Source organism: Bacillus sp. BD59S, from assembly GCF_007363175.1.
Lineage (GTDB): Bacteria > Bacillota > Bacilli > Bacillales > Bacillaceae_G > Bacillus_A > Bacillus_A pacificus.
The window spans coordinates 4,281,750-4,306,426 of record NZ_CP034686.1 but is presented as its reverse complement, the minus strand read 5'-3'; the positions used below and the strand labels follow the sequence as shown (position 1 = coordinate 4,306,426).

Here is a 24,677-nt window from a genome sequence, read left to right as displayed (position 1 = left end):
ATTTCTTGTCTTCATTGTATATGGAAGTGGCTGGACAAACTATTGAACGAGATGACAATACCATTACATTGTTGTAATGGAAGCAGTGATGTAATGTAAGGCGTATTTTGTTATAAAAAAAATAGTACAGATATACAAAGAGAGAGTGTAACAGTTTTGAAAATATAGTATACTGAAAATACAACACATGAAGAATTTAGGGAAAAGAAAGTATGGTGAAACCATTTGGCTACCAAGCATAACCAAATTTTAGAACATATTAATAGCCTGCCAGTAGGGCATAAAATTTCTGTAAGGCAAATTGCAAAAGATTTGAGTGTAAGTGAAGGTACAGCTTATCGTGCAATTAAAGATGCAGAAAATAAAGGATATGTTAGTACGATTGAACGTGTCGGAACAATTCGAATTGAACAAAAGAAGAAAGAAAATATTGAAAAGCTGACATATGCAGAAGTCGTTAACATTGTCGATGGTCAAGTACTTGGAGGCAGAGAAGGACTACATAAAACGTTAAATAAATTCGTAATCGGAGCAATGAAATTAGAAGCGATGATGCGCTATACAGAAGCTGGAAACTTACTTATTGTCGGTAATCGTACGAACGCACATCAATTAGCGTTAGAAACCGGAGCTGCGGTGTTAATTACGGGCGGATTTGATACGGAAGATCATGTGAAGAAATTAGCAGATGAATTAAAACTGCCGATTATTTCAAGTAGTTACGATACATTTACAGTTGCAACGTTAATTAACCGTGCGATTTACGATCAGCTGATTAAGAAAGAAATTGTACTCGTTGAAGATATTTTAACGCCAATTGAAGAAACGTTATATTTAAAGCCAGATGATACAGTGCAGCAATGGCATGCGTATAACGAAGAGACGATGCACGGAAGATATCCGATTGTTGATGAAAATAAAAAGGTATTAGGTATTGTAACTTCAAAAGATATGATCGGTGTAGCGAAAGAAACACCAATTGATAAAGTGATGACAAAGCATCCAATTACGGTAAATGGAAAAATATCTGTTGCAGCTGCGGCGCGTATGATGGTGTGGGAAGGTATTGAGTTACTTCCAGTTGTTGATGAAGGAAATAAGTTGCAAGGTATTATTAGCCGTCAAGATGTACTGCAGGCATTGCAAATGATTCAGCGTCAACCGCAAGTCGGCGAAACAATCGATGATATTGTAACGAATCAATTCATGACGCCGAAAGAAGCGAAAAATGAGCATCTATATCAATTTTCAGTGACACCGCAAATGACGAATTCAATCGGAACGCTATCTTACGGTGTATTCGCAACGATTGTGACGGAAGCAACGAATCGCGTTATTCGTGCGCAAAAGAAGAGTGATTTAATTGTTGAGAACTTAACAATTTATTTCGTAAAACCAGTTCAAATTGACAATGTTGTATCCGTTCATCCGAAAGTATTAGAAATAGGACGTAAATTTGGTAAGGTTGATGTAGAAGTACATCATGAAGGTAATGTTGTTGGGAAAGCATTACTTATGGTGCAATTGATCGATAAATAAAAAGATGGAACAAATCGTTTTGGTTTGTTCCATCTTTTTTTGTTAAAAGGATAGAAACAAAAAATAAATAGCGTATCATTTCATAGTTATAATAAAAATACTAAAAAATTTGAAGATGTGGAAGTGGAATAGCGATAAGGAGGAAGCGAATGGGTGGAATACTTTTCTTTTTAGTGGTCGTATGTTTCATCATTATTCATGTGTTAACGCATAGAAGAATGAATGGTCTTAAAAAGAGGTTGTATTTTGTAAGTTTGACTCTTACTAGTATAGGTGCTTTTATTCCCATATCAGGAGAAAATAAGCCGGATTTTCTTTATTTTGGTGTACCAGCTGAAACGTTTGTTTATTATGGTGGATGGGAATGTTGGTTTAATCCATTAGGCTTTTTCTTTAACTTTATTTTGTTTTATTGGATTTTGAAGCTATTACTTAAGTTCGGTGAGAGTTTTGGGAGAGAAGTAAAAAAATAGCAGGATATGTATCGGTACGGATAGAAAATTGGTGATTAGTCGATAAGATAAGCTATTAATTATTATTATACTTCACTATACGAACTAGGGGGAGAAGAATGGATTTTCACATTAAAGAGCAGTTATGTAAGCAATATAATTTAAATAGTTTTACGGAAGTTTCATTATTGCATGGGGGAGAAAATCAAACATATATATTTGAATCGGACAAAAATAAACTTGTAGTTAGGCAGTATAGAGAAGGACGTTATACAGCTGAGCAAATAGAGGCTGAAATACATTGGTTAATAGCGTTGCAAAAACAAATGTTAATACCAGAAGTAGTTGTAAATAAAAGTGGGGATTGGATTACATCTGTTAGGAAAGATGAGAGGAGTATCCAGTATTTTGTTGTCTTTAGTTTTATAAACGGAAGCGAGATTTTAGAACCGAAGGATAAAGATTATGAAAAACTTGGATCATTAATGCGAAAGTTTCATGAAAATGCAAATAACTTACTTAAGGAAGTACCACAAGGTTGGAAAGGTTATGAAAGACCTATATATAGCGAGCAAAAGATTATTCACGAGCCTTTACAATGTTTATTAAATACTTCGTTTTTATCTTATGAGGATAAAAATAAGTGCATGAGAATTGCAGAAAGAATGCTAGAACTCACAAATTCAACTCAACTAGGAGAAAAACAATTCGTTCATGGTGATATGCATTTTGGTAATGTTCTTGTAGATAAAGAGGATTGGTATTTACTCGATTTTGATGAATGCGGATTGGGGTATAAAGAGTTTGATATTGGTGTTCCTAGATTGCATTTAATTGCTTCGGGACAGTTAGAAAAGATATGGGGTAATTTCATGATGGGCTATGGAGAAAATATTTCAGAAGCAACCATTCGCCTTGGGACTGCTTCAAGATTGTTTTATATGGCTGGAAAAATTCCATTAAGACTTGATATTGAACCTATTAGAAAAAATCCTGGCGCTTTTATTCGCCGATATATTCAATATGCGGAAGAGGAATTAGGCGGTAAGACAATTGTATGATAAAAAAACAGAATATTAATTCATTTAGATTCTAGACTATGTTATAATTTAATTGTAAGAAAATGGATTTCTGGAAGGTGGTATGCATTATGTCATCAACAGTACTCTTTTTTGGTAGTATTGCACTATTTTACTTCCTTGTGATGATACCGATTCAATATTTATATTTACAAGGTTTACATGAAAAAAAGAAAAAAACAGGATTATCTCAGCGAGAGCTATATGAAAAAATGTCTTTTGGGGAAGAACAATTACATCTCCATGTACAAGGCAATCCATTCAATATTCCTTCTGCGTTTGTTGCATATATGATTTTAAAAGTTAGAGGACGTAAAAAAGCATCACAATGTTGATGCTTTTTTACGTTGTTTCATAGACTTCGGCTTCTTCAACTGCTAATGGTAAGAAATGTTTATATTGGCGAAATCCATTACATACACTTGCACTACCAAATAGAACAAATAAAACACCAACGATAATACGAGCAGTTGAAAGTTCCAAAAAGAATTGGTTTATCCCGAAGAATAAGACGAATGAACCGAGTGCCATTGCTGATTTTCCTGAGAGCCAACCTTTCTCCATTGGGCGGTTTGTACGAAAGTATTTTGTTTTGTAGAAGAGGTACAACATAAATGAGACAATAATACAGAAGACTAATACTGGCATCATGCACACTCCCATCGCTTTATGAAAAATAATAGTGGAGAAAAAAGAAATATCTAAACTTTCTAACTTTTATTATAAAGCAATTGTTCGCATGTATGAAATACTTTCCGTTATAATGGAGGATAAAGTGAGACTTTCATTAGTGTGGGGATGTTTCCACGCGCTAATAATTAGCCCCAGCCATTGGGCTTTTACTGCACGTTAAAGTGAAGAAGTTGAATAAAAAGGAGATTATACATATGCATGAGCAAATTTTAGGAGCAATTAAAGAGTTTGATACAATTATTATTCATCGTCATGTGCGTCCGGATCCAGATGCGTTAGGTTCACAGGGCGGTCTTAGTACAATTCTACAAGAATCGTTTCCAGAGAAAAATATTTATACGGTTGGGTACAATGAACCGTCATTAGCATATTTACGAGTAATGGATGATATTGAAGATAGTGTATACGAAAATGCGCTTGTTATCGTTTGTGATACAGCAAACCAAGAACGTGTTGACGATCAACGCTATACAAAAGGGCAGATGTTAATCAAAATTGATCATCATCCAAATGAAGATCCATACGGAGACATTACGTGGGTAGATACGACAGCGAGTTCTACAAGCGAAATGATTTATGAGTTTTATAATTATGGAAAAGATAAAGGATTACAAATAACAAAAGAAGCAGCTCGTCTTATTTTAGCAGGTATTGTTGGGGATACAGGTCGTTTCTTATTCCCGAATACAACAGCGAAAACACTTCGTTACGTAAGTGAGCTTGTTGATATGGATGTGAAATTCACAGATTTATACAATGAAATGTATAAAACAAAAGAAAAAATCGCTCGTTTAAACGGTTATATTTTACAAAACTTTACGATGGTAGAAGAAGGAGCAGCTTACATTAAATTAACAAAAGAAGTATTAGAAAAGTTTGATGTACTTCCTTCTGAGGCATCCGGCGTTGTTGGAGCACTTGGTAATATTGATGGATTAAAGGCATGGGTTCTATTTTTAGAGGAAGACGATGTGATTCGTGTTCGCCTTCGTTCAAAAGGACCAGTTATAAATAAATTAGCAATGCAATATAACGGTGGAGGACATCCGATGGCTTCTGGTGCAAAAGCATCTTCTTGGGAAGAAGCGGATCGTCTATTTGCTGATTTACGTGAGATTTGTAAATAAGAAATTATATGTTAGAACGAAAAGAAGGAGTGGCGCTAAGCCCTCCTTCTTTATTTTTCTTTCTCTATCGTAATGCTAATTTCAAGCACGGTATCAAAAGATATTGTATCGACTTTAAAACGGTATAGCCGATCGTAATGTTTGTACGTCTTGTTTTCGATTACTTTTTTGAGTAGGTCTTTATTTTTTGCGATACTTTGTATGTTTTTCGTTAAAAGATGCTGGAGGTCATTATGGATAGATGTAGTCATATTTTCGAGTGTAAGATTGTCTAAATCGTATTTTTCTCGATTTATAAGTTTTATTTTAATCTCTTGAATGGTTAAGAGCCGTTTATTTTCAGTATTCAATTTTTCTTGGTCTTCGAGAAGGACGTGGAGCTTTGCTTCTTGTTTTTCTATAATTTCTCTTTGTTCTGCTATTTTACTAGCTTGTTCTTCTTGAAAAACACCGTATATGTACAAAAAAATAAACCAGCTCAACACGCCTCCAACAGCAGCGCCAGCTAAAACTAAATACCATCTTTTTGCTGTATTGGCACTTGGTACTCTCATACATGTTCCTGCGTTAGCCATTTAATAATAATAAGACCGGTTTGCATACCACCTGTTGCGAAAAAAATAAGGAGAATTTGTTTTACGATATCTTTCATATCCCCGCCAAAGAAACTTCTTTCAAAACTATAAAAAGTATCAAATGTTCCGCCAATCGCTGCAACGAGTGCCCAAATTCTTAAATTTTGGGCGAATTGATTAATGTAAGTTAGAGTTGGTTTTCCGATAAGAAATGCACCAAATCCACCAATTAATGAACCACCAAGTATAACCCCAAAGGCAATAAAATAACTAATAATAAGCAGAGAGAAAAAAGTGTGTTCTCTTACATCCATCGTCATTCCCCTTTCTTCTTCATATATATGGACAAAGTATAAGAAGTATGTTTTGATTTCCTCTTTCCTCTTCACCTATAATAAAAGTAGTCAAATAGGTAAAGAGAGGGTACAACAGTGAAGTTTGTGCATTTACAATGTCAAACCGTTTTTAGTTTATTAAAAAGTGCTTGTAAAATTGATGAGCTTGTAGTTAGGGCGAAAGAGCTCGGTTATTCATCGCTAGCTATTACGGATGAAAATGTTATGTATGGCGTTATTCCGTTTTATAAAGCATGTAAGAAACATGGTATACATCCTATTATCGGTTTAACAGCTTCTATTTTTAGTGAAGAAGAAGAAAAGTCTTATCCGCTTGTCTTACTTGCTGAAAATGAAATAGGTTATCAAAATTTATTGAAAATTTCTAGTAGCATTATGACGAAGTCAAAAGAAGGTATTCCTAAGAAATGGCTTGCACATTATGCGAAAGGATTAATTGCTATTTCACCAGGTAAAGATGGGGAAATTGAACAATTATTATTAGAAGACAAAGAGAGTCAAGCTGAAGAAGTAGCTCGTATGTATCAAAATATGTTCGGCAATTTTTATATGAGTTTACAGCATCATGCGATTCAAGATGAACTGCTTCTGCAAGAGAAATTACCTGCATTTATGAGTAGGATAAATGTCCCGGTCGTTGCAACAAACGATGTACGCTACATCAATCAAAGTGACGCACTCGTTCATGAATGCTTATTATCTGTTGAAAGTGGAACGAAAATGACGGATCCAGATAGGCCGAAGCTGAAAACAGATCAATATTATTTAAAATCATCAGATGAAATGGAAGCACTATTTTCTCACGTAGAAGAAGCGATTTATAACACAGTAGAAATTGCAGAACGTTGCAGAGTAGAAATACCGTTTCATGTAAATCAATTACCGAAATTCCCTGTTCCATCTAACGAAACGAATGATATGTATTTACGCCGCGTTTGTGAAGAAGGATTGCAGAAACGTTATGGTACGCCGAAAGAAGTACATATAAAGCGTTTGAATCATGAATTAAACGTGATTTCTAGCATGGGGTTTAGTGATTATTTCCTCATTGTCTGGGATTTTATGAAGTACGCGCATGAAAATCATATTTTAACAGGACCAGGTCGTGGATCAGCGGCTGGCTCACTCGTTTCTTACGTATTAGAAATTACAGATATTGATCCAATTGAATACGATCTATTATTTGAAAGGTTTTTAAACCCCGAACGTGTCACACTTCCAGATATTGATATCGATTTTCCCGATATAAGACGTGATGAGATGATTCGATATGTGAAAGATAAATATGGTCAGCTTCGTGTTGCTCAAATTGTAACGTTCGGGACGCTGGCAGCGAAAGCGGCAATTAGAGATATTGCGCGTGTAATGGGGCTTCCGCCGCGAGATATCGACATATTCTCAAAACTTATCCCATCAAAGCTTGGTATAACGTTAAAAGATGCATATGAGGAATCTCAGTCACTCCGTGAGTTTATACAAGGAAACCTTTTGCATGAGCGTGTGTTTGAAATTGCAAAACGTGTAGAAGGCTTACCGCGTCATACGTCTATTCATGCAGCTGGCGTTATTATGAGCCAAGAGCCATTAACCGGAAGTGTTGCAATTCAAGAAGGGCATAACGATGTGTATGTTACGCAATACCCAGCTGATGCATTAGAAGAACTTGGGTTGCTCAAGATGGACTTTTTAGGATTACGTAATTTAACGTTACTTGAAAATATTATAAAGTTTATTGTGCAAAAAACAGGGAAAGAAATCGATATAAGAAATTTACCACTTCAAGATGAAAAGACATTCCAATTGTTAGGTAGAGGGGATACAACAGGTGTATTCCAGCTTGAATCAGGTGGTATGCGAAATGTACTTCGCGGGTTAAAGCCGAATGAATTTGAAGATATTGTCGCTGTTAACTCGTTATATAGACCAGGACCGATGGAACAAATTCCAACCTTTATTGAATCAAAGCATGGAAAAAGAAAAATTGAATATTTACATCCGGACTTAAAACCGATTTTAGAAAGAACATATGGTGTAATTGTATACCAAGAACAAATTATGCAAATTGCGTCGAAGTTGGCGGGCTTTTCGCTCGGAGAAGCAGATTTATTACGCCGTGCAGTGAGTAAAAAAAATCGTGATATTTTAGATCAGGAACGTAGGCATTTTGTGCAAGGGTGTTTACAAAATGGTTATGATGAGACATCTGCAGAGAAAATTTACGATTTAATTGTAAGATTCGCAAATTACGGTTTTAACCGAAGTCACGCTGTAGCCTACAGTATGATTGGATATCAACTTGCCTATTTAAAAGCGAATTATACGTTGGAATTTATGACGGCACTATTATCGAGTGCAATTGGAAATGAAGATAAGATTGTGCAGTATATACGAGAAACGAAGCGAAAAGGTTTTCATGTTTTGCCGCCGTCTCTTCAGAGAAGTGGTTATAATTTCCAAATAGAAGGAAATGCGATACGTTACAGCTTACTTTCCATTCGAAACATCGGAATGGCTACAGTGACAGCATTAATCGAAGAACGAGAGAAAAAAATGTTTGAAGATTTATTTGAATTTTGTCTGCGCATGCCATCAAAGTTTGTAACAGAGCGAAATTTAGAGGCGTTCGTCTGGTCTGGATGTTTTGACGATTTTGGTGTTTCGAGAACGAATTTATGGAAAAGTCTTAAAGGAGCTTTAGAGTATGCCAATCTTGCACGTGATTTAGGAGATGCTGTTCCAAAATCAAAATACGTACAAGGAGAAGAGCTCTCTTTTATTGAACAGTTAAATAAAGAGAAGGAAGTACTAGGTTTTTATTTATCAAGCTATCCGACAGCGCAGTATGTGAAGTTAGCGAAAGAATTAGAAATTCCATCTCTTGCTCAGGCGATGCGACATAAGAAAAAAGTACAAAGAGCTATCGTGTACATAACAAGCGTGAGAGTGATTCGTACGAAAAAGTTGCAAAAGATGGCATTTATTACATTTTGTGATCAAAATGATGAAATGGAAGCAGTTCTTTTCCCCGAAACGTATATACATTTCTCAGATAAGTTACAAGAAGGAGCAATTGTGTTAGTTGACGGCACGATTGAGCTTAGAAATCATAAGCTGCAATGGATTGTAAATGGACTATATCCGTTAGAAGAAATGGATGTGTATGAGGGAAAAAAAGATGCGTCTGTTTACGTGAAATTGCCGTCTCAATATGAGAAAAAGCTTTTAAATCAGGTTACTAAAATATTGTTTGACTATTCGGGTTTTGCGAAAGTACTAATTTATTATGAAAAGGAACATAAAATGGTACAATTATCTCGAAGTTTATCGATTCATCCAAGTGAAGAATGTTTAGGAGCACTTCGTGAAATTGTCGGGGAAGAAAATGTGGTTGTGAAAATATAATGGACAATTTCCCTACACTTCGATTATTATAGTAGTAGTGTTCGTGGTCAGACCACTTGGAGAAGTTGATATCAGCAAGAATAATTTGAGGAGAGTGGATAGTTTGTCAACACTTCGTGAAGAAGCACTTCACATGCATAAAGTGCATCAAGGAAAATTAGAAACTGTATCAAAAGTAAAAGTAGAAAATGCAAAAGATTTAAGTCTTGCATATTCTCCAGGGGTTGCAGAACCTTGTAAAGAAATTTATGACGATAAAAGTAAGGTATATGAATATACGATGAAGGGAAATATGGTAGCAGTTGTGACTGATGGAACGGCTGTACTTGGTCTTGGTAACATCGGACCTGAAGCATCTCTTCCAGTAATGGAAGGTAAAGCTGTATTATTCAAGAGTTTTGCTGGTGTAGATGCATTCCCAATTGCCTTAAATACAAACGATGTAGATAAAATTGTTGAAACTGTAAAATTAATGGAGCCAACTTTTGGCGGCGTTAACTTAGAGGATATCGCAGCACCAAACTGCTTCATTATTGAAGAACGTTTGAAAAAAGAAACAAATATTCCTATCTTCCATGATGATCAACACGGAACAGCTATCGTAACAGTAGCAGGTCTTGTGAACGCGCTAAAATTAGTTGGAAAGAAAATGTCTGACATTAAAGTTGTCGCAAATGGCGCAGGTGCAGCAGGTATTGCAATTATTAAACTTTTATATCGCTATGGCGTACGCGACATTATTATGTGTGACCGTAAAGGCGCGATCTATGAAGGTCGTCCTACAGGTATGAATCCGGTGAAGGATGAAGTGGCAAAATATACAAATAAGAATCGTATCGAAGGTTCTTTAGCTGATGTTGTACAAGGTGCGGACGTATTCATTGGTGTATCTGCAGAAGGTGCATTAACAGAAGAGATGGTTCGTACAATGAATGACGATGCGATTATTTTTGCAATGGCGAATCCAGTTCCAGAAATTATGCCAGAATTGGCAAAAGCAGCGGGCGCAGCTGTTGTTGGAACGGGTCGTTCTGACTTCGCAAACCAAGTAAATAATGTACTAGCGTTCCCTGGTATTTTCCGCGGTGCACTTGACGTACATGCGACACAAATTAATGAAGAAATGAAGATGGCAGCTGTACAGGCTATTGCTGAGCTTGTAGCAGAAGATGAGTTAAATGCAGACTATATCATTCCAGCACCGTTTGACGCGCGTGTAGCGCCTCAAGTAGCAGCTTACGTTGCGAAAGCTGCAATGGAGACAGGAGTAGCTCGCCGTCAAGTAGATCCAAATGAAGTTGCTGAGAAAACAAAACAATTAGCGCTGATTGGTAAAGAATAAGCGAGGAATTTCCATTGACATCATCAAATACAAAAGTATATCTCGAAATTGTAAAAAAAATCCGTTCCATTATGGAAGAGGATGGATTGGTAGCAGGGGATCGTTTGCCGTCTGAGCGTGAGTTAAGTTCACGTTTAAACGTAGGACGTTCCTCTGTAAGAGAAGCGTTGCGAGCTTTAGAACTTGTAGGATTAATTGAAACGAGACGTGGTGAAGGGACGTTTATTCGAAACTTTTACGATAACGGTCTTGTACAATTGATTGCTCCGTTCTTGCTGCAAGATGAGAAAACAATTCGTGATTTATTACAAACAAAACGATTGCTTGAGAAAGATATGATTCGAATTGTATGTAATTTACCGAAAGAAACGTTTTCTAAAGTGCTAAGTAAATTACATCAAGTGCTTGAAGGAAATGAAAACTCAATTCCAATGCTTCACCAAACGTTCTTTAAAACACTTATTGAACAAGTCGATAATTATTTACTATATCGCATTTGGATGATCGTAAATGATTACGTATCAACTCTTTCTTGTAAAGTTTCAGGAGATTCTATCGATATGTATAGAAAGCTTTACGCTATTTTGGAAGGAAAACAAGAAAATGATGCACTAAAAATTTACGATGAATTAGTAGAGAATATACAGTTTCACTCGTAATGTATAAAATTTGTCGAAATGACCATGACACGTTATGACAAACATTCTATCGCGTAGCGGTTAAAGTTAAACGTAAAGAGTGAGGTTATTAGACAGATTGAGAAGATAAGGCTAACATCAAACTTTGGTGTTAGCCCAATTTTCTTCTTACGCTAACCTTAGCTCTCAACGAAGGGGGTCAAATTGTGCTAAGAGATTTATTCGTGAAAAAGAAAAAGTACGCTGCAATACCTTCAGAACAAGTACGAAAAGATGTACCAGACGGCGTTATGACAAAATGTCCGAAATGTAAAAAAATCATGTATACGAAAGAGCTTCTAAAAAATTTAAAAGTATGTGTGAATTGTGGGTATCATCATCCTATGAATGCATGGGAACGTCTTGATAGTATATTGGACGAAGGGTCATTCCGTGAGTATGACAAAGAAATGGTTTCATTAAATCCACTCGAGTTTCCAGATTATGAAGAGAAACTAGAGAGCGATCGTAAGAAGACTGAATTGAACGAAGCGGTTGTAACTGGTGAAGGAACAATTGATGACATGCTTGTTGTTGTTGCAGTAATGGATTCTCGTTTTCGAATGGGGAGCATGGGCTCTGTTGTAGGAGAAAAAATTGCCCGTGCGGTTGAAAAGGCGTACGACTTACAAGTTCCATTTATTATCTTTACTGCTTCGGGTGGTGCCCGTATGCAAGAAGGGATATTAAGTTTAATGCAAATGGCAAAAACAAGCGTAGCTTTGAAAAAGCATAGTAATGCAGGAGGATTATTTATTTCTGTTATGACTCACCCAACGACGGGCGGGGTTTCAGCGAGTTTCGCTTCACTTGGTGATTATAATCTTGCAGAACCAGGGGCGCTAATCGGATTTGCTGGTAGACGTGTAATTGAACAAACCGTGCGTGAGAAACTACCGGAAGATTTCCAAACAGCAGAATTCTTACTAGAACATGGTCAATTAGATGCGGTGGTACATCGTGATGATATGAGAGAATCGCTTCGTAAGATTTTAGAAGTTCATCAAGGAGGGGAAATGGCTGTATGGCAGAGCTAGAATTTGAGAAACCAGTTGTTGAGCTAAGAAATAAGATTCGTGAACTGAAAGACTATACGAAAAACAGCCAGATGGACTTCAGTGAGGAGATTCGTATTTTGGAAGACAAGCTAGAAAATTTAGAGGAAGATATATACGGAAATATGAAAGTATGGGACCGTGTTCAAATTGCTCGTCATGCAGAACGACCGACAACGCTCGATTATATTGAGCACTTATTTACTGATTTTTTTGAATGTCATGGAGATCGTCTATTTGGCGATGATGCAGCGATTGTCGGCGGCATTGCGAAGTATAAAGGGATGCCTGTAACTGTAATCGGGCATCAACGCGGAAAAGATACGAAAGAAAATATTCGCCGTAATTTTGGGATGCCTCACCCAGAAGGATATCGAAAAGCATTACGTTTAATGAAGCAGGCGGAAAAGTTCAATCGTCCAATTATTTGTTTTATTGATACGAAAGGAGCCTATCCTGGTAAAGCTGCTGAAGAACGGGGTCAAAGTGAAGCTATCGCCCGCAATTTATTTGAAATGGCAGGCTTAACGGTACCTGTTATTTGTATCGTTATCGGCGAAGGTGGTAGTGGTGGTGCGCTAGGTCTTGGAGTAGGAGATTACATTCATATGCTAGAAAATTCCACTTATTCTGTTATTACGCCAGAGGGTGCAGCCGCAATTCTTTGGAAAGATGCAGGAAAAGCAAAGGAAGCTGCAGAGGCGATGAGAATTACAGCAGCAGATTTGAAAGAATTAGGTGTAATTGACGAAATTATTCCAGAGACAAAAGGTGGAGCACACCGTAATATTTTGAAACAGTCAGAAAATATAGACTTAATAATCAGAAAAACTTTTGAACAATTAAACGGAATTTCGAAAGATGAATTAATCGAAAAACGTTATGAAAAATATATGAAAATTGGGCAAGTTTCGTTTTCAAACGCTTCCATTTGGATAAAATAAGAAAAGCGTGCGTTCCACTTCGCGAATGCACGTTTTTATTATGAAAAGACACATCTTCTCCATTGTATTTTTATATTTTTTCGTGTTATTTTATTATAAGGCAAATAATCTTTATGAGGTGAGTACAAATGAAACGTATTGGTGTATTAACAAGTGGTGGAGATTCACCTGGTATGAATGCTGCCATTCGTGCAGTTGTTCGTAAAGCGATTTTCCATGATATTGAAGTATATGGTATTTACCATGGATACGCTGGATTAATTTCTGGTCACATTGAAAAATTAGAACTAGGTTCTGTTGGCGATATTATCCACCGCGGTGGTACGAAATTATATACAGCAAGATGTCCTGAGTTTAAAGACCCAGAAGTACGACTAAAAGGTATCGAGCAATTAAAGAAACACGGTATCGAAGGACTTGTTGTTATTGGTGGAGATGGTTCTTACCAAGGCGCTAAAAAATTAACTGAACAAGGATTCCCATGTGTTGGTGTACCAGGTACAATTGACAATGATATCCCTGGAACAGACTTCACAATTGGTTTCGATACAGCTTTAAACACTGTTATTGATGCAATTGATAAAATTCGTGACACAGCTACATCTCATGAACGTACATATGTTATCGAAGTAATGGGACGTCACGCTGGTGATATCGCATTATGGGCTGGTTTAGCTGATGGTGCGGAAACAATCTTAATTCCAGAAGAAGAGTATGACATGGAAGATGTTATCGCTCGTCTGAAGCGCGGTAGTGAACGTGGTAAAAAACACAGTATTATCGTTGTAGCTGAAGGTGTTGGAAGTGCAATTGACATCGGTAAGCACATTGAAGAAGCAACAAACTTTGATACTCGCGTAACTGTATTAGGTCACGTACAACGTGGTGGATCACCAAGTGCACAAGACCGTGTATTAGCAAGCCGTCTTGGCGCAAGAGCAGTTGAATTATTAATTGCTGGTAAAGGTGGACGTTGTGTAGGTATTCAAGATAACAAACTTGTTGATCATGATATTATCGAAGCGTTAGCTCAAAAGCATACAATCGATAAAGATATGTATCAATTATCTAAAGAATTATCCATCTAATCGACTTAATGTCGGATATTTGGGAACGGTTTCATAATTTTCGGAGGTGCAATATGCGTAAAACTAAAATTGTATGTACTATAGGTCCTGCTAGTGAAAGTATTGAAAAATTAGAGCAATTAATCGAAGCAGGTATGAACGTTGCTCGTTTAAACTTCTCTCATGGTAGCCATGAAGAGCACGGCGCTCGTATTAAAAACATTCGTGAAGCTTCAAAGAAAACTGGTAAAACAGTTGGTATCTTACTTGATACAAAAGGTCCAGAAATTCGTACTCACGACTTCGTAGACGGACAAGCTGAGCTTGTAACAGGTGCAGAAGTAGTTCTTTCTACTGAGCAAGTATTAGGTACTGCAGAGAAGTTCTCTGTATCTTACGCTGGTCTTTATGACGATGTAGACCCAGGTTCTCGCATTCTAATCGATGACGGTCTTATCGAGCTAGAAGTAATCGACAAAGCTGACGGAAACATCCGTACAAAAGTTCTTAACAGCGGAACTGTAAAAAATAAAAAAGGTGTTAACGTACCAAACGTAAGTATTAAGCTTCCTGGTATCACTGAAAAAGACGTAAAAGATATCATCTTCGGTATCGAGCAAAAAGTTGATTTCATCGCAGCTTCATTCGTACGTAAAGCAGCTGACGTATTAGAAATCCGTGAATTATTAGAAGAGCATAACGCTCAGTACATCCAAATCGTACCAAAAATCGAAAACCAAGAGGGTATCGACAACATCGATTCAATCTTAGAAGTTTCTGACGGTTTAATGGTAGCTCGTGGTGACATGGGTGTAGAAATTCCACCAGAAGAAGTACCGTTAGTACAAAAACGTCTAATTAAAAAATGTAACGTGTTAGGTAAACCAGTTATTACTGCAACACAAATGTTAGATTCTATGCAACGTAACCCACGTCCAACTCGTGCGGAAGCAAGTGACGTAGCTAACGCAATCTTCGATGGTACAGATGCAATCATGCTTTCAGGTGAAACAGCTGCTGGACAATACCCAGTAGAAGCAGTAACAATGATGGCTAACATTGCAGTACGTGTTGAAAAATCATTACAATATGAAGATATGTTCAAAAAACGTATTAAAGAGTTCACTCCAACAATTACAGATGCAATTAGCCAATCTGTTGCGCATACAGCACTTGCTCTTGATGTAGCTGCAATCGTAGCTCCAACAGAAAGTGGATATACTGCGAAAATGATCTCTAAATACCGTCCAAAATCTCCAATCGTAGCTGTAACATCTGACGAGCAAGTAGGACGTCGTCTTGCACTTGTTTGGGGTGTACAAGCATTTATGGCTGAGAAGCGCGCAGCTTCTACTGACGAAATGTTAGATACAGCGATTCAAACAGGTATGGATGCAGGTCTAATCGGACTTGGAGACACTGTAGTAATCACTGCTGGTGTTCCGGTTGCTGAAACTGGTACAACAAACTTAATGAAAATCCACGTTGTTGGTGAAGAAGTTGCTAAAGGGCAAGGAATCGGTCGTAAAGCTGCAAAAGGTAAAGTAGTTGTAGCGAAAACAGCTGCTGAAGCTGTAGCGAACGTAAACGAAGGTGATATCCTTGTTACAACAAGCACTGATAAAGATATGATTCCTGCAATCGAAAAAGCTGCTGCTCTAGTTGTAGAAGAAGGCGGTCTAACAAGCCATGCGGCTGTTGTAGGTGTATCAATCGGTATTCCTGTTATCGTTGGTGTAAACGGCGTAACAACAACTTTAAAAAATGGCCAAGAAGTAACAGTTGATGCAGCACGCGGAATTGTTTATAATGGACATGCGGAAGTGCTATAAGTAATACGGAGAGAAGGATCGGAGTCCTTCTCTTTTTTTTACACAAAAAATGAGATAGAACTAGCTTGAGGTGTCTGAAATTGCTTTTGAAAGCTGTTTATTATGAAATTTGATAGGAAAGCATATTCGGATTTCATGTAGTGTATATGAGCGTTTTGAGGACGTTAAAAGTGATGGTATATGAGAGGGGTGTAGAACTATGAAGTGGTTACTGTTCTTGTTTATTTTAATACCGGCTATTGAGATTACAGTCTTAATTGGGTCGAGTCATGTAATAGGTTTATGGTCTACGTTCGCTATGATCGTATTTACAGGTGTTGTAGGTGTATATTTGGCGAAAAGACAAGGGTTTAAAGTGCTTGGAGAGATTCAATCTAAGTTGAATAGAGGAGAAATGCCAGGGGCAGCAGTACTGGATGGTATTTTTATCTTTGTAGGGGGTATTCTTTTAGTGCTTCCTGGATATGTAACGGATATAATAGGTTTCATCTTTGTTGTCCCTATGACGAGGGCTTTATTGAAGCCGTTTATTATGAAGTGGATGGAATGGAAGTTTAGAAAAAACTCAACTATTATTGTGCAGAAATAGTGCTTAGATTTAGCGATCTAAGCACTATTTTTTTATCCCGCTTTAATGGGTAGTAAGACCCCCGCCTCAAAATTCAGTGAAAGCAAAGAAGTTAGGTTGGGGTCGGGCTGCCCATTAAAGTCCGATGGGTGAGGGCTGATAATCAGTGGGGATGAAGAAAACCCCACTGATTAAAGTTTCACTTTATCTGCAACAGGATGAGAGGGGGAGTAAAGTTCAGTTAATGAAAGATGTGTTTTGACATGCGGCGAATGTGACGGTTAATAATTGATGGGGATAGGATCCTTATAGATTAAAGTTTCACTTTATTGTATTTGTTGTGTACTTTTTCGATTGGATATGTGATTCGGGGAGTTATTAGCTCTTAATGAGTGTGTTTAAAGTGGGAATCTGAACTTAAGATTGTTTTTTTGTATATAAAAAGAATGAAAAAGTTAAATAAGGGTAGGAAAATGGTCAGTTTAAGTCTCATTCTGGGCCATTTTGTATATTTATTCATTTACATAAAAAGTAATAAATGTAAGTAATAATTATGAAACAAATAGAATAAATATGTAAAAACACCACGAAATATGCGGTTTTTATGCAAAAAACAAGAGAATTATCCTGTTTTTAGGGTAATTCTCTTGTTGTGTGTAATGAGTATGAAAAATAAGTACAAGGAATAATCAGTGGGAAATTCCCACTGATTACATGTAAGTTTTTGTTGTGTATGAATTAGAAACTATTATTTTGAAGGTGAGCCTTTAATATATTTCCACAAATCATGGAATACACGAGCTTTGTGCAATGTATTAAGTAGTACTAAGGTGACTGGACCGATGATTAATCCTAAGAAGCCAAAGAGCTTAAAGCCGACAAATAGAGCAATCAGTGTTGCTAATGGATCAAGGCCGATATTAGATGAAAGTACCTTTGGCTCCATAATTTGTCTTTGGACAATCACGACGATGTATAAAATGAGAAGACCGATGGCGAAAGCGGTGTCGCCAGTGAAAAATACGTATATAACCCAAGGAACGAAGACAGCTCCTGTTCCTAAATACGGGAGTAAATCTACAACTCCTGTAATAATCGCGATAGTAATGGCGTATGGTACGCGTAATATTAAAAGTCCGATTAATACAATAACAGTTGTCATAGATACGAGTGTAAGTTGTGCTTTAACAAAACCGAATAAAGCTTTTCTTAAATCCACAAAAATAGTTTTTCCATAGCCATGAACACGGTTGGGCAAAAACTTTCTTACTTTCTGAGCAAGACGATGCCAATCGTAACTAATGAAGAAAGTGGCTAATAAAACGAAAACAAGTACAGTTAAAGTAGTTGGTAGTGCACTAATAAAATTTGTTAACCCGCTTATAATAGCGGTTAAAAGTTCTTTCATTTGCGTCGTTGCTTCAGTTCCTAAGTTTTGAATGTTTTGTGTAATCGTATAGCGCTGTGGTTCCCCAAGATGATTAAATTTAGAAATTAAATCATCATAGAGAGGCATAATATGATTAAGTGCAAACTGCTGAGCGAATGCAACGATATCCGGAAATTTTACTGTAACAAGTTGTAGTAAGTATGTTGTAGCAGATATTGCTTCTGTTACAAGGTATGTAACGAGTCCGACGATAGCTCCAAATACGAGAATTAAGCTAACGAGTACTGCGAGTGCCCGAGGAAATTGTAGTTTTTGATTAAGGAAATTGACGACAGGATTAATCAAATAAGCAAATGCGAAAGCGATAATAAAAGGATAGATAAGTCCTGACATATATAGTAATGCATAGAACCCGGCTACCGTAGCTACAATGACAAATATGAATCGCAATATCATATATAGTAAGTTTCGATTCAAAGATGTATACCTCCCATTCCAATTTGGATTATCCTAATTCGTTCAACTTATAACGAGTGTGCCCCACTGATTAAAGTTTCACTTTATGTTATAGTGGAATGATGGATTTTTCCTGCTTTTTCAGTATGTGAGTGACTGTGAAAGCTTGGTGTTGATGCTTCTACTATATGGTAAAAACTTCATTTTCTCTTCTTTTTATTTTACCTGTTTCTAATTAGAAAAGAAAGGAGAGACGCCCGTTTTTTTAAATGTATACATGCTTACATTTGGATGGTGAAAGTCTCAGTTTTTCATTTTAAAATGCATAAAAAATGAAGTGATTCATGTTGGATAGGCATCGATATAGCATGTATAACGATAGGTTTAAAGGTATTTTTGTTTGGAAATGAGTTCATTATTTTCAGAAAGGAAGTGCAAACATGATTAGTCAGTCAACGTTATTTTTATTCATACTACTTATTATAGGACTTATTGCGAAAAACCAATCGCTTACTGTAGCTATTGGTGTGTTATTTTTATTGAAATTTACGTTTCTAGGAGATAAAGTCTTCCCTTATCTACAAACGAAAGGGATTAACCTCGGTGTTACGGTTATTACAATAGCAGTACTCGTACCGATTGCAACGGGGGAAATAGGTTTTAAACAACTTGGGGAAGCAGCGAAATCGTATTATGCATGGATTGCTTTAGCTTCAGGGGTAGCAGTTGCTCTGTTAGCAAAAGGTGGCGTACAATTATTAACGACAGATCCTCATATTACAACTGCACTCGTTTTCGGGACAATTATAGCAGTTGCTTTATTTAATGGGGTCGCTGTAGGTCCATTAATTGGGGCTGGAATTGCCTATGCAGTTATGAGTATTATACAGATGTTTAAATGAAGAATTTTATAGTAATATAAAATTTTTGAATTCTTTCTGTTCACAAAAGTCAGATAATTGTTTATAATAGGATTAGAAACTTTGAAAAGTTACATAACAGCAGAGACTTTACACCAGATAAAATAAAAACAACATAAAACAATTTTATAATGATATTGCTTTATGTTGTTTTTATCATAAAACTCTTCGGAATTCATTTTCCTCACTAACTTGTTGTTTTGAGCGTGAGGATTCGGGGAGACATTCACGCTCATGCTTTCCATGTAAACAATGGACAATAAGAGGGGAACATCGCAACAAATTTGCATGATCGTGCATTTTGCTTGCCTAAAGAGTGAACGGGCGTTCATAATTCAAAAGGGGAGCAAATAGATATAAGGAGCAAGGTTGGGAGAATTTTCAGGAAAAGGAGAGAATGTCATGACTGTTATTCGAGGTTTAGAAGGGGTAGTAGCAACAACATCATCTGTGAGCTCTATTATTGATGATACATTAACTTATGTTGGGTATAATATTGATGATTTAGCTGAGAATGCTACATTTGAAGAAGTAGTGTACTTATTATGGCATCGCAAGCTTCCTAACGAGCAAGAACTAGCGGAATTTAAGGAGATTGTATCGGAATACTATAAAGTTCCAGGTGAGATTTTAGCATATTTGAAACAAGTAGATTTAAAAATCGCACATCCGATGTCTGTTTTACGAACTGCAATTTCCATGCTATCATTATACGATGAGAGTGCTGAAATTATGGATGAAAAGTCCAATTATTTGAAAGCGGTTAAATTACAGGCTCAAGTTGGAACTTTAGTTGCTGCTTACGCAAGAATCCGTAAAGGCTTAGATGTTGTTGAGCCTAGAAATGATTTATCATTAGCTGCAAACTTCTTGTACATGTTAAATGATCGCGAGCCAAATGAAGTTGAAATTGAAGCTTTTGATAAGGCGCTTGTACTTCACGCAGATCATGAGTTAAACGCTTCTACATTTACTGCACGCGTTTGTGTAGCTACACTTTCAGATGTATATTCTGGTATTACAGCAGCAATCGGTGCGTTAAAAGGTCCTCTTCACGGCGGGGCAAATGAAAATGTAATGAAGATGTTAACTGAAATTGGCGAAGAAGAAAATGTAGAATCATATATTCATAATGCTCTTCAAAATAAAGTGAAAATTATGGGCTTTGGCCACCGTGTATATGAGCATGGTGATCCACGTGCAAAACATTTACGCGAAATGTCTAAGAGATTATGCGTGCTTTTAGGAGAAGAGAAATGGTATAATATGTCTATCAAAATTGAAGACATTGTAACAAAAGAAAAAGGTCTTCCACCAAATGTTGATTTCTATTCAGCTTCTGTATACCATTGTTTAGGAATTGATCATGACTTATTTACACCTATTTTTGCAATTAGCCGTATGTCAGGCTGGTTAGCTCATATTCTAGAACAATATGAAAATAACCGTTTAATCCGTCCGCGTGCTGATTATAATGGACCAACACATCAAGTGTATGTTCCAATTGCACAACGATAAGCGAATAACACTATTTTGATAGTGAAAATACGCTTTCAAAAGTCTGATTTTTTCGGAAAGATGTAATGATTAGAATATTTTAATTTGACTAACGGTTTGAACTGAGGGGTTATTCCCTCAGTTTCATACATATGAAATTTCAAACATGGGGGTTATCACATTGACGACAGGTGAAAAAATTACTGTAACTAATGGTGTTATGAATGTACCAAACAATCCGATTATTCCATTTATTGAAGGAGATGGAATTGGTCCTGATATTTGGGCAGCTGCATCTCGTGTACTAGAAGCAGCAGTTGAAAAAGCTTATGATGGTGAGAAGAAAATCGTTTGGAAAGAAGTGCTTGCAGGGGAAAAAGCATTCAACCAAACAGGCGAGTGGTTACCAGAAGAAACTTTAAACTTAATTCGTGAATATTTAATCGCGATTAAAGGTCCACTTACAACTCCAGTTGGCGGTGGTATTCGTTCTCTAAACGTAGCACTTCGTCAAGAATTAGATTTATATGTATGTCTACGTCCAGTTCGTTATTTTGAAGGTGTTCCTTCACCTGTAAAACGTCCGGAAGATACTGATATGGTTATTTTCCGTGAAAATACAGAAGACATTTATGCTGGAATTGAATATGCACAAGGATCTCCAGAAGCAGAAAAAGTTCTTGCTTTCTTAAAAGAAGCAATGGGTGTTAATAAAATCCGCTTCCCAGAAACATCTGGTATTGGTATTAAGCCAATTTCAGAAGAAGGGACAAAGCGTCTTGTTCGTGCTGCAATTCAATATGCAATTAATGAAAAACGTTCTTCTGTTACATTAGTTCATAAAGGAAACATTATGAAATTTACAGAAGGTGCTTTCAAAAACTGGGGTTACGAAGTAGCGGAACAAGAATTCGGCGACAAAGTATTTACTTGGGCTGAATACGATCGTATCGTTGAAAAAGATGGTAAAGATGCAGCGAATAAAGCGATGGCAGACGCTGAAGTGGCTGGAAAAATCATCGTAAAAGATTCTATTGCAGACATCTTCTTACAACAAATTTTAACTCGCCCACGTGAGTTCGATGTTGTTGCAACAATGAACTTAAATGGTGACTATATCTCTGATGCACTTGCTGCACAAGTAGGTGGAATTGGTATTGCACCTGGTGCAAACATTAACTATGTGACTGGACATGCTATCTTTGAAGCTACACACGGTACAGCTCCAAAATATGCAGGTTTAGATAAAGTAAACCCATCTTCTGTTCTTCTTTCAGGTGTATTATTATTAGAACACTTAGGATGGAACGAAGCTGCGAAATTAGTAACTGCTTCTGTTGAGAAAACAATTGCTTCAAAAGTAGTAACTTATGATTTTGCACGCTTAATGGAAGGTGCAACAGAAGTGAAATGTTCTGAGTTCGCTAATGAACTTATTAAAAACATGGATGTAGCGATAATCAAAAACGCATAATTAAAGCGGGGGGTAAATTATGACAATCAAACGCAAGAAGGTTTCAGTCATCGGTGCAGGATTTACAGGAGCAACAACGGCATTCTTATTAGCACAAAAAGAACTTGCAGATGTTGTATTAGTGGACATTCCACAACTGGAAAATCCAACAAAAGGGAAAGCGTTAGATATGTTAGAAGCGAGCCCAGTACAAGGTTTTGATGCTAACATTATTGGAACATCTAATTACGCAGATACTGCTGATTCTGACGTTGTCGTTATTACAGCAGGTATTGCACGTAAGCCTGGTATGAGCCGTGATGACTTAGTAGCAACAAACTCTAAAATTATGAAAAGTATTACGCGCGACATTGCAAAACATTCACCAAATGCAATTATTGTTGTTTTAACAAATCCAGTTGATGCAATGACATATTCTGTATTTAAAGAAGCAGGATTCCCGAAAGAGCGTGTAATCGGCCAATCGGGTGTATTAGATACAGCTCGTTTCCGTACATTCATCGCACAAGAATTAAATCTTTCTGTAAAAGACATTACAGGATTTGTTCTTGGCGGACACGGTGACGACATGGTACCTCTTGTGCGTTATTCTTATGCAGGCGGTATTCCGTTAGAAACGTTAATTCCGAAAGAGCGTTTAGAAGCAATTGTAGAACGTACACGTAAAGGTGGCGGTGAGATTGTAGGCTTATTAGGAAACGGTAGTGCATATTACGCACCAGCAGCTTCTTTAGTTGAAATGACAGAAGCAATCTTAAAAGATCAACGCCGTGTATTACCAGCTATTGCGTACCTTGAAGGGGAGTATGGTTATAGTGACCTTTACTTAGGGGTACCAGTAATTCTAGGTGGTAACGGAATTGAAAAAATTATTGAATTAGAACTTCTTGCAGATGAAAAAGAAGCGTTAGATCGCTCTGTAGAATCTGTACGTAACGTAATGAAAGTTCTTGTTTAATCATTGAATAGTAGTGAAAAAGATTCGGGATTCCGAATCTTTTTCTACTATTTACCGAATTATTTTTTTGAAATAATATGAAAACGCTATCATTTGTAATATCCTATAATGAAACTGTAGATTTACACTATACATTGCCCTCATCATAGTAAATTTCGGATCAGGTATCGCTTTTAGTAGGATAATAAGGTGAAAAAATCGGAGGGGGTTGTAACATGTTAAAGAAAAAAGTTCAAATTGGTCGTAAAATGGATGAAATTACAGTAGGAGAGAAATTATCTATCACTGAAAAAATTGAGGATAAAGATTTGTTATTGTACTTAGGGTTAACGAATGATGCCAATCCATTATATATTCAGCATGATTACGCATCCCAAACTCCGTATGAAAAGCCGATTGTACCAAGCATTATGCTAGCGGGAATGATTACAACGGCGGTTACGAAATATTTACCAGGTCCAGGAAGTCATATTACGAGAAAGGACCTTACATTCGTGAAACATGTTCACCATTATGAAACGTTACAAATCCACTTTGAAGTTGTGGCTGTTTCTGAGGAGGAACATACAATTGATATGCTTGTATCTGCTCATGATGAAAAAGGAGATACTGTTGTGAAAGGCTCATTAACAGTAACCCCACCTTATAAATCTGTTTCCATTATGGAAAAAGCATTAGATAATTTTTAAAACATGAAAATATGAATAGCGCTAGCATACCTTTTATAAGGGAGCTAGCGCTATTTTTAATTTAAGAATCCTTCAGTAAATCCTTGAGCGAAATCTGAACAACCTGTTTTAATCGTATCCCAGCTTGGGGCGTTGAATGTAAGAAGACACGTTACTATTAAAGATAGAATAGGTAGTACTAGTCGCATAATAGACCTCCATATTATTTATATTTATATATTTTAATTTATAATATATAAATTGTTAATGTAAGTCAATGAAAGGAGTGATTTTTAAGGTGAGATGGAAAAGAGAAGACGTTATCTTTGAAACGATGAGAGAGGCTGAAGTGTGGGCGGATTCAATTGTGAATGAAATGCATGGAAGAGTATTTGATGGGTATGAAACGCTAGATTATAAAATAGCGTATGCTCTTTCTTTTTTCTTAGCCCAGGAGAGGGAGTTTACGGTTTGTACGGAAAAACATTTTGAAAAAGGTAGATTCATCTATCGAGTTTGGAGAGCGGAGAGGGGATGAAGTTTTAATTGCTTTTATTTTCGAAGTGTTAGTACAAATGAGCTCCATGTATAGACAATTATATTGAG

Annotated in this window: 24 protein-coding genes; 19 read left to right on the top strand and 5 right to left on the bottom strand. The window is 36.7% G+C overall.

Going from position 1 to position 24,677, the window contains the following annotated elements; all coding sequences use genetic code 11:
• The first annotated feature begins 225 nt into the window (after window positions 1–225).
• From EKQ63_RS24550 to EKQ63_RS24535, 4 genes are all read left to right on the top strand, one after another.
• Entirely contained in the window at window positions 226–1,539 is a 1,314-nt protein-coding gene (locus EKQ63_RS24550; protein ID WP_087954116.1) for a CBS domain-containing protein, read from the top strand.
• Between the two features lie 149 nt (window positions 1,540–1,688).
• Window positions 1,689–2,012, top strand: a complete 324-nt coding sequence (locus tag EKQ63_RS24545; protein ID WP_087954117.1) for a hypothetical protein — start codon at window positions 1,689–1,691, stop codon at window positions 2,010–2,012.
• A gap of 98 nt (window positions 2,013–2,110) precedes the next feature.
• Window positions 2,111–3,052 carry a phosphotransferase enzyme family protein gene (locus tag EKQ63_RS24540; protein WP_143881590.1) on the top strand — a complete coding sequence of 314 codons (942 nt, stop codon included), beginning with the start codon at window positions 2,111–2,113 and terminating at the stop codon, window positions 3,050–3,052.
• A gap of 89 nt (window positions 3,053–3,141) precedes the next feature.
• Complete coding sequence (locus EKQ63_RS24535; RefSeq protein ID WP_000099739.1) at window positions 3,142–3,405, top strand: DUF3949 domain-containing protein; 264 nt, start codon at window positions 3,142–3,144, stop codon at window positions 3,403–3,405.
• Window positions 3,406–3,412: 7 nt separating this feature from the next.
• On the opposite strand, the gene EKQ63_RS24530 is transcribed toward EKQ63_RS24535, so the two are convergent.
• Window positions 3,413–3,718: a YtpI family protein gene (locus EKQ63_RS24530; protein ID WP_087954120.1), complete on the bottom strand. Its 306-nt coding sequence runs from the start codon at window positions 3,716–3,718 to the stop codon at window positions 3,413–3,415.
• Between the two features lie 239 nt (window positions 3,719–3,957).
• Here EKQ63_RS24530 and EKQ63_RS24525 point away from each other — a divergent pair, with 239 nt between their 5' ends.
• Window positions 3,958–4,890: a DHH family phosphoesterase gene (locus EKQ63_RS24525; protein WP_087954121.1), complete on the top strand. Its 933-nt coding sequence runs from the start codon at window positions 3,958–3,960 to the stop codon at window positions 4,888–4,890.
• Window positions 4,891–4,940: 50 nt separating this feature from the next.
• On the opposite strand, the gene ytrI is transcribed toward EKQ63_RS24525, so the two are convergent.
• Complete coding sequence (gene ytrI / locus EKQ63_RS24520) at window positions 4,941–5,444, bottom strand: sporulation membrane protein YtrI (protein ID WP_001265736.1); 504 nt, start codon at window positions 5,442–5,444, stop codon at window positions 4,941–4,943.
• On the bottom strand, window positions 5,441–5,854 hold the full coding sequence (locus EKQ63_RS24515; RefSeq protein ID WP_001998397.1) for a YtrH family sporulation protein: 414 nt from the start codon (window positions 5,852–5,854) through the stop codon (window positions 5,441–5,443). Before EKQ63_RS24515 ends, ytrI begins: the two co-directional genes overlap by 4 nt.
• 42 nt (window positions 5,855–5,896) lie before the next feature.
• On the opposite strand from EKQ63_RS24515, the gene dnaE reads away from it, so the two are divergent.
• From dnaE to EKQ63_RS24475, 8 genes are all read left to right on the top strand, one after another.
• Window positions 5,897–9,223, top strand: coding sequence for a DNA polymerase III subunit alpha (dnaE, locus tag EKQ63_RS24510; protein ID WP_087996667.1), 3,327 nt, complete (start codon window positions 5,897–5,899; stop codon window positions 9,221–9,223).
• 133 nt (window positions 9,224–9,356) lie between these two features.
• Window positions 9,357–10,565 carry an NADP-dependent malic enzyme gene (locus EKQ63_RS24505; protein WP_011199012.1) on the top strand — a complete coding sequence of 403 codons (1,209 nt, stop codon included), beginning with the start codon at window positions 9,357–9,359 and terminating at the stop codon, window positions 10,563–10,565.
• A 14-nt stretch (window positions 10,566–10,579) separates the two neighbouring features.
• Window positions 10,580–11,224, top strand: coding sequence for a FadR/GntR family transcriptional regulator (locus EKQ63_RS24500; RefSeq protein ID WP_087954123.1), 645 nt, complete (start codon window positions 10,580–10,582; stop codon window positions 11,222–11,224).
• Window positions 11,225–11,409: 185 nt separating this feature from the next.
• A complete protein-coding gene (gene accD, locus EKQ63_RS24495; protein ID WP_060632501.1) occupies window positions 11,410–12,279 on the top strand; it encodes an acetyl-CoA carboxylase, carboxyltransferase subunit beta in 870 nt (289 codons plus the stop codon).
• On the top strand, window positions 12,267–13,241 hold the full coding sequence (gene accA / locus EKQ63_RS24490) for an acetyl-CoA carboxylase carboxyl transferase subunit alpha (protein ID WP_087954124.1): 975 nt from the start codon (window positions 12,267–12,269) through the stop codon (window positions 13,239–13,241). Before accD ends, accA begins: the two co-directional genes overlap by 13 nt.
• A gap of 128 nt (window positions 13,242–13,369) precedes the next feature.
• Window positions 13,370–14,329, top strand: a complete 960-nt coding sequence (gene pfkA, locus EKQ63_RS24485; protein ID WP_000821163.1) for a 6-phosphofructokinase — start codon at window positions 13,370–13,372, stop codon at window positions 14,327–14,329.
• A gap of 53 nt (window positions 14,330–14,382) precedes the next feature.
• Window positions 14,383–16,140: a pyruvate kinase gene (gene pyk / locus EKQ63_RS24480; protein ID WP_087954125.1), complete on the top strand. Its 1,758-nt coding sequence runs from the start codon at window positions 14,383–14,385 to the stop codon at window positions 16,138–16,140.
• Window positions 16,141–16,339: 199 nt separating this feature from the next.
• Window positions 16,340–16,729: an FxsA family protein gene (locus EKQ63_RS24475; RefSeq protein WP_087954126.1), complete on the top strand. Its 390-nt coding sequence runs from the start codon at window positions 16,340–16,342 to the stop codon at window positions 16,727–16,729.
• Window positions 16,730–17,456: 727 nt separating this feature from the next.
• On the opposite strand, the gene ytvI is transcribed toward EKQ63_RS24475, so the two are convergent.
• Window positions 17,457–18,575 carry a sporulation integral membrane protein YtvI gene (gene ytvI / locus EKQ63_RS24470; protein ID WP_087954127.1) on the bottom strand — a complete coding sequence of 373 codons (1,119 nt, stop codon included), beginning with the start codon at window positions 18,573–18,575 and terminating at the stop codon, window positions 17,457–17,459.
• Between the two features lie 419 nt (window positions 18,576–18,994).
• Here ytvI and EKQ63_RS24465 point away from each other — a divergent pair, with 419 nt between their 5' ends.
• The 5 genes from EKQ63_RS24465 to EKQ63_RS24440 all read left to right on the top strand — a co-directional run bounded on the left by EKQ63_RS24465 (window position 18,995) and on the right by EKQ63_RS24440 (window position 24,092).
• The gene (locus tag EKQ63_RS24465; protein WP_000625507.1) at window positions 18,995–19,456 is read left to right on the top strand and encodes a DUF441 domain-containing protein; all 462 of its coding nucleotides are present in this window, start codon (window positions 18,995–18,997) and stop codon (window positions 19,454–19,456) included.
• 387 nt (window positions 19,457–19,843) lie between these two features.
• Window positions 19,844–20,992, top strand: a complete 1,149-nt coding sequence (gene citZ, locus EKQ63_RS24455; RefSeq protein WP_000503657.1) for a citrate synthase — start codon at window positions 19,844–19,846, stop codon at window positions 20,990–20,992.
• 160 nt (window positions 20,993–21,152) lie between these two features.
• Window positions 21,153–22,445, top strand: a complete 1,293-nt coding sequence (gene icd, locus EKQ63_RS24450) for an NADP-dependent isocitrate dehydrogenase (protein WP_000206898.1) — start codon at window positions 21,153–21,155, stop codon at window positions 22,443–22,445.
• 19 nt (window positions 22,446–22,464) lie between these two features.
• Window positions 22,465–23,403, top strand: coding sequence for a malate dehydrogenase (gene mdh / locus EKQ63_RS24445; RefSeq protein WP_143881589.1), 939 nt, complete (start codon window positions 22,465–22,467; stop codon window positions 23,401–23,403).
• A 215-nt stretch (window positions 23,404–23,618) separates the two neighbouring features.
• The gene (locus EKQ63_RS24440; RefSeq protein ID WP_143881588.1) at window positions 23,619–24,092 is read left to right on the top strand and encodes a MaoC family dehydratase; all 474 of its coding nucleotides are present in this window, start codon (window positions 23,619–23,621) and stop codon (window positions 24,090–24,092) included.
• A 56-nt stretch (window positions 24,093–24,148) separates the two neighbouring features.
• On the opposite strand, the gene EKQ63_RS30530 is transcribed toward EKQ63_RS24440, so the two are convergent.
• Window positions 24,149–24,280, bottom strand: a complete 132-nt coding sequence (locus EKQ63_RS30530) for a hypothetical protein (protein WP_087954128.1) — start codon at window positions 24,278–24,280, stop codon at window positions 24,149–24,151.
• Between the two features lie 89 nt (window positions 24,281–24,369).
• Here EKQ63_RS30530 and EKQ63_RS24435 point away from each other — a divergent pair, with 89 nt between their 5' ends.
• The gene (locus EKQ63_RS24435) at window positions 24,370–24,609 is read left to right on the top strand and encodes a hypothetical protein (protein ID WP_088326046.1); all 240 of its coding nucleotides are present in this window, start codon (window positions 24,370–24,372) and stop codon (window positions 24,607–24,609) included.
• The last annotated feature ends 68 nt before the right edge of the window (window positions 24,610–24,677 follow it).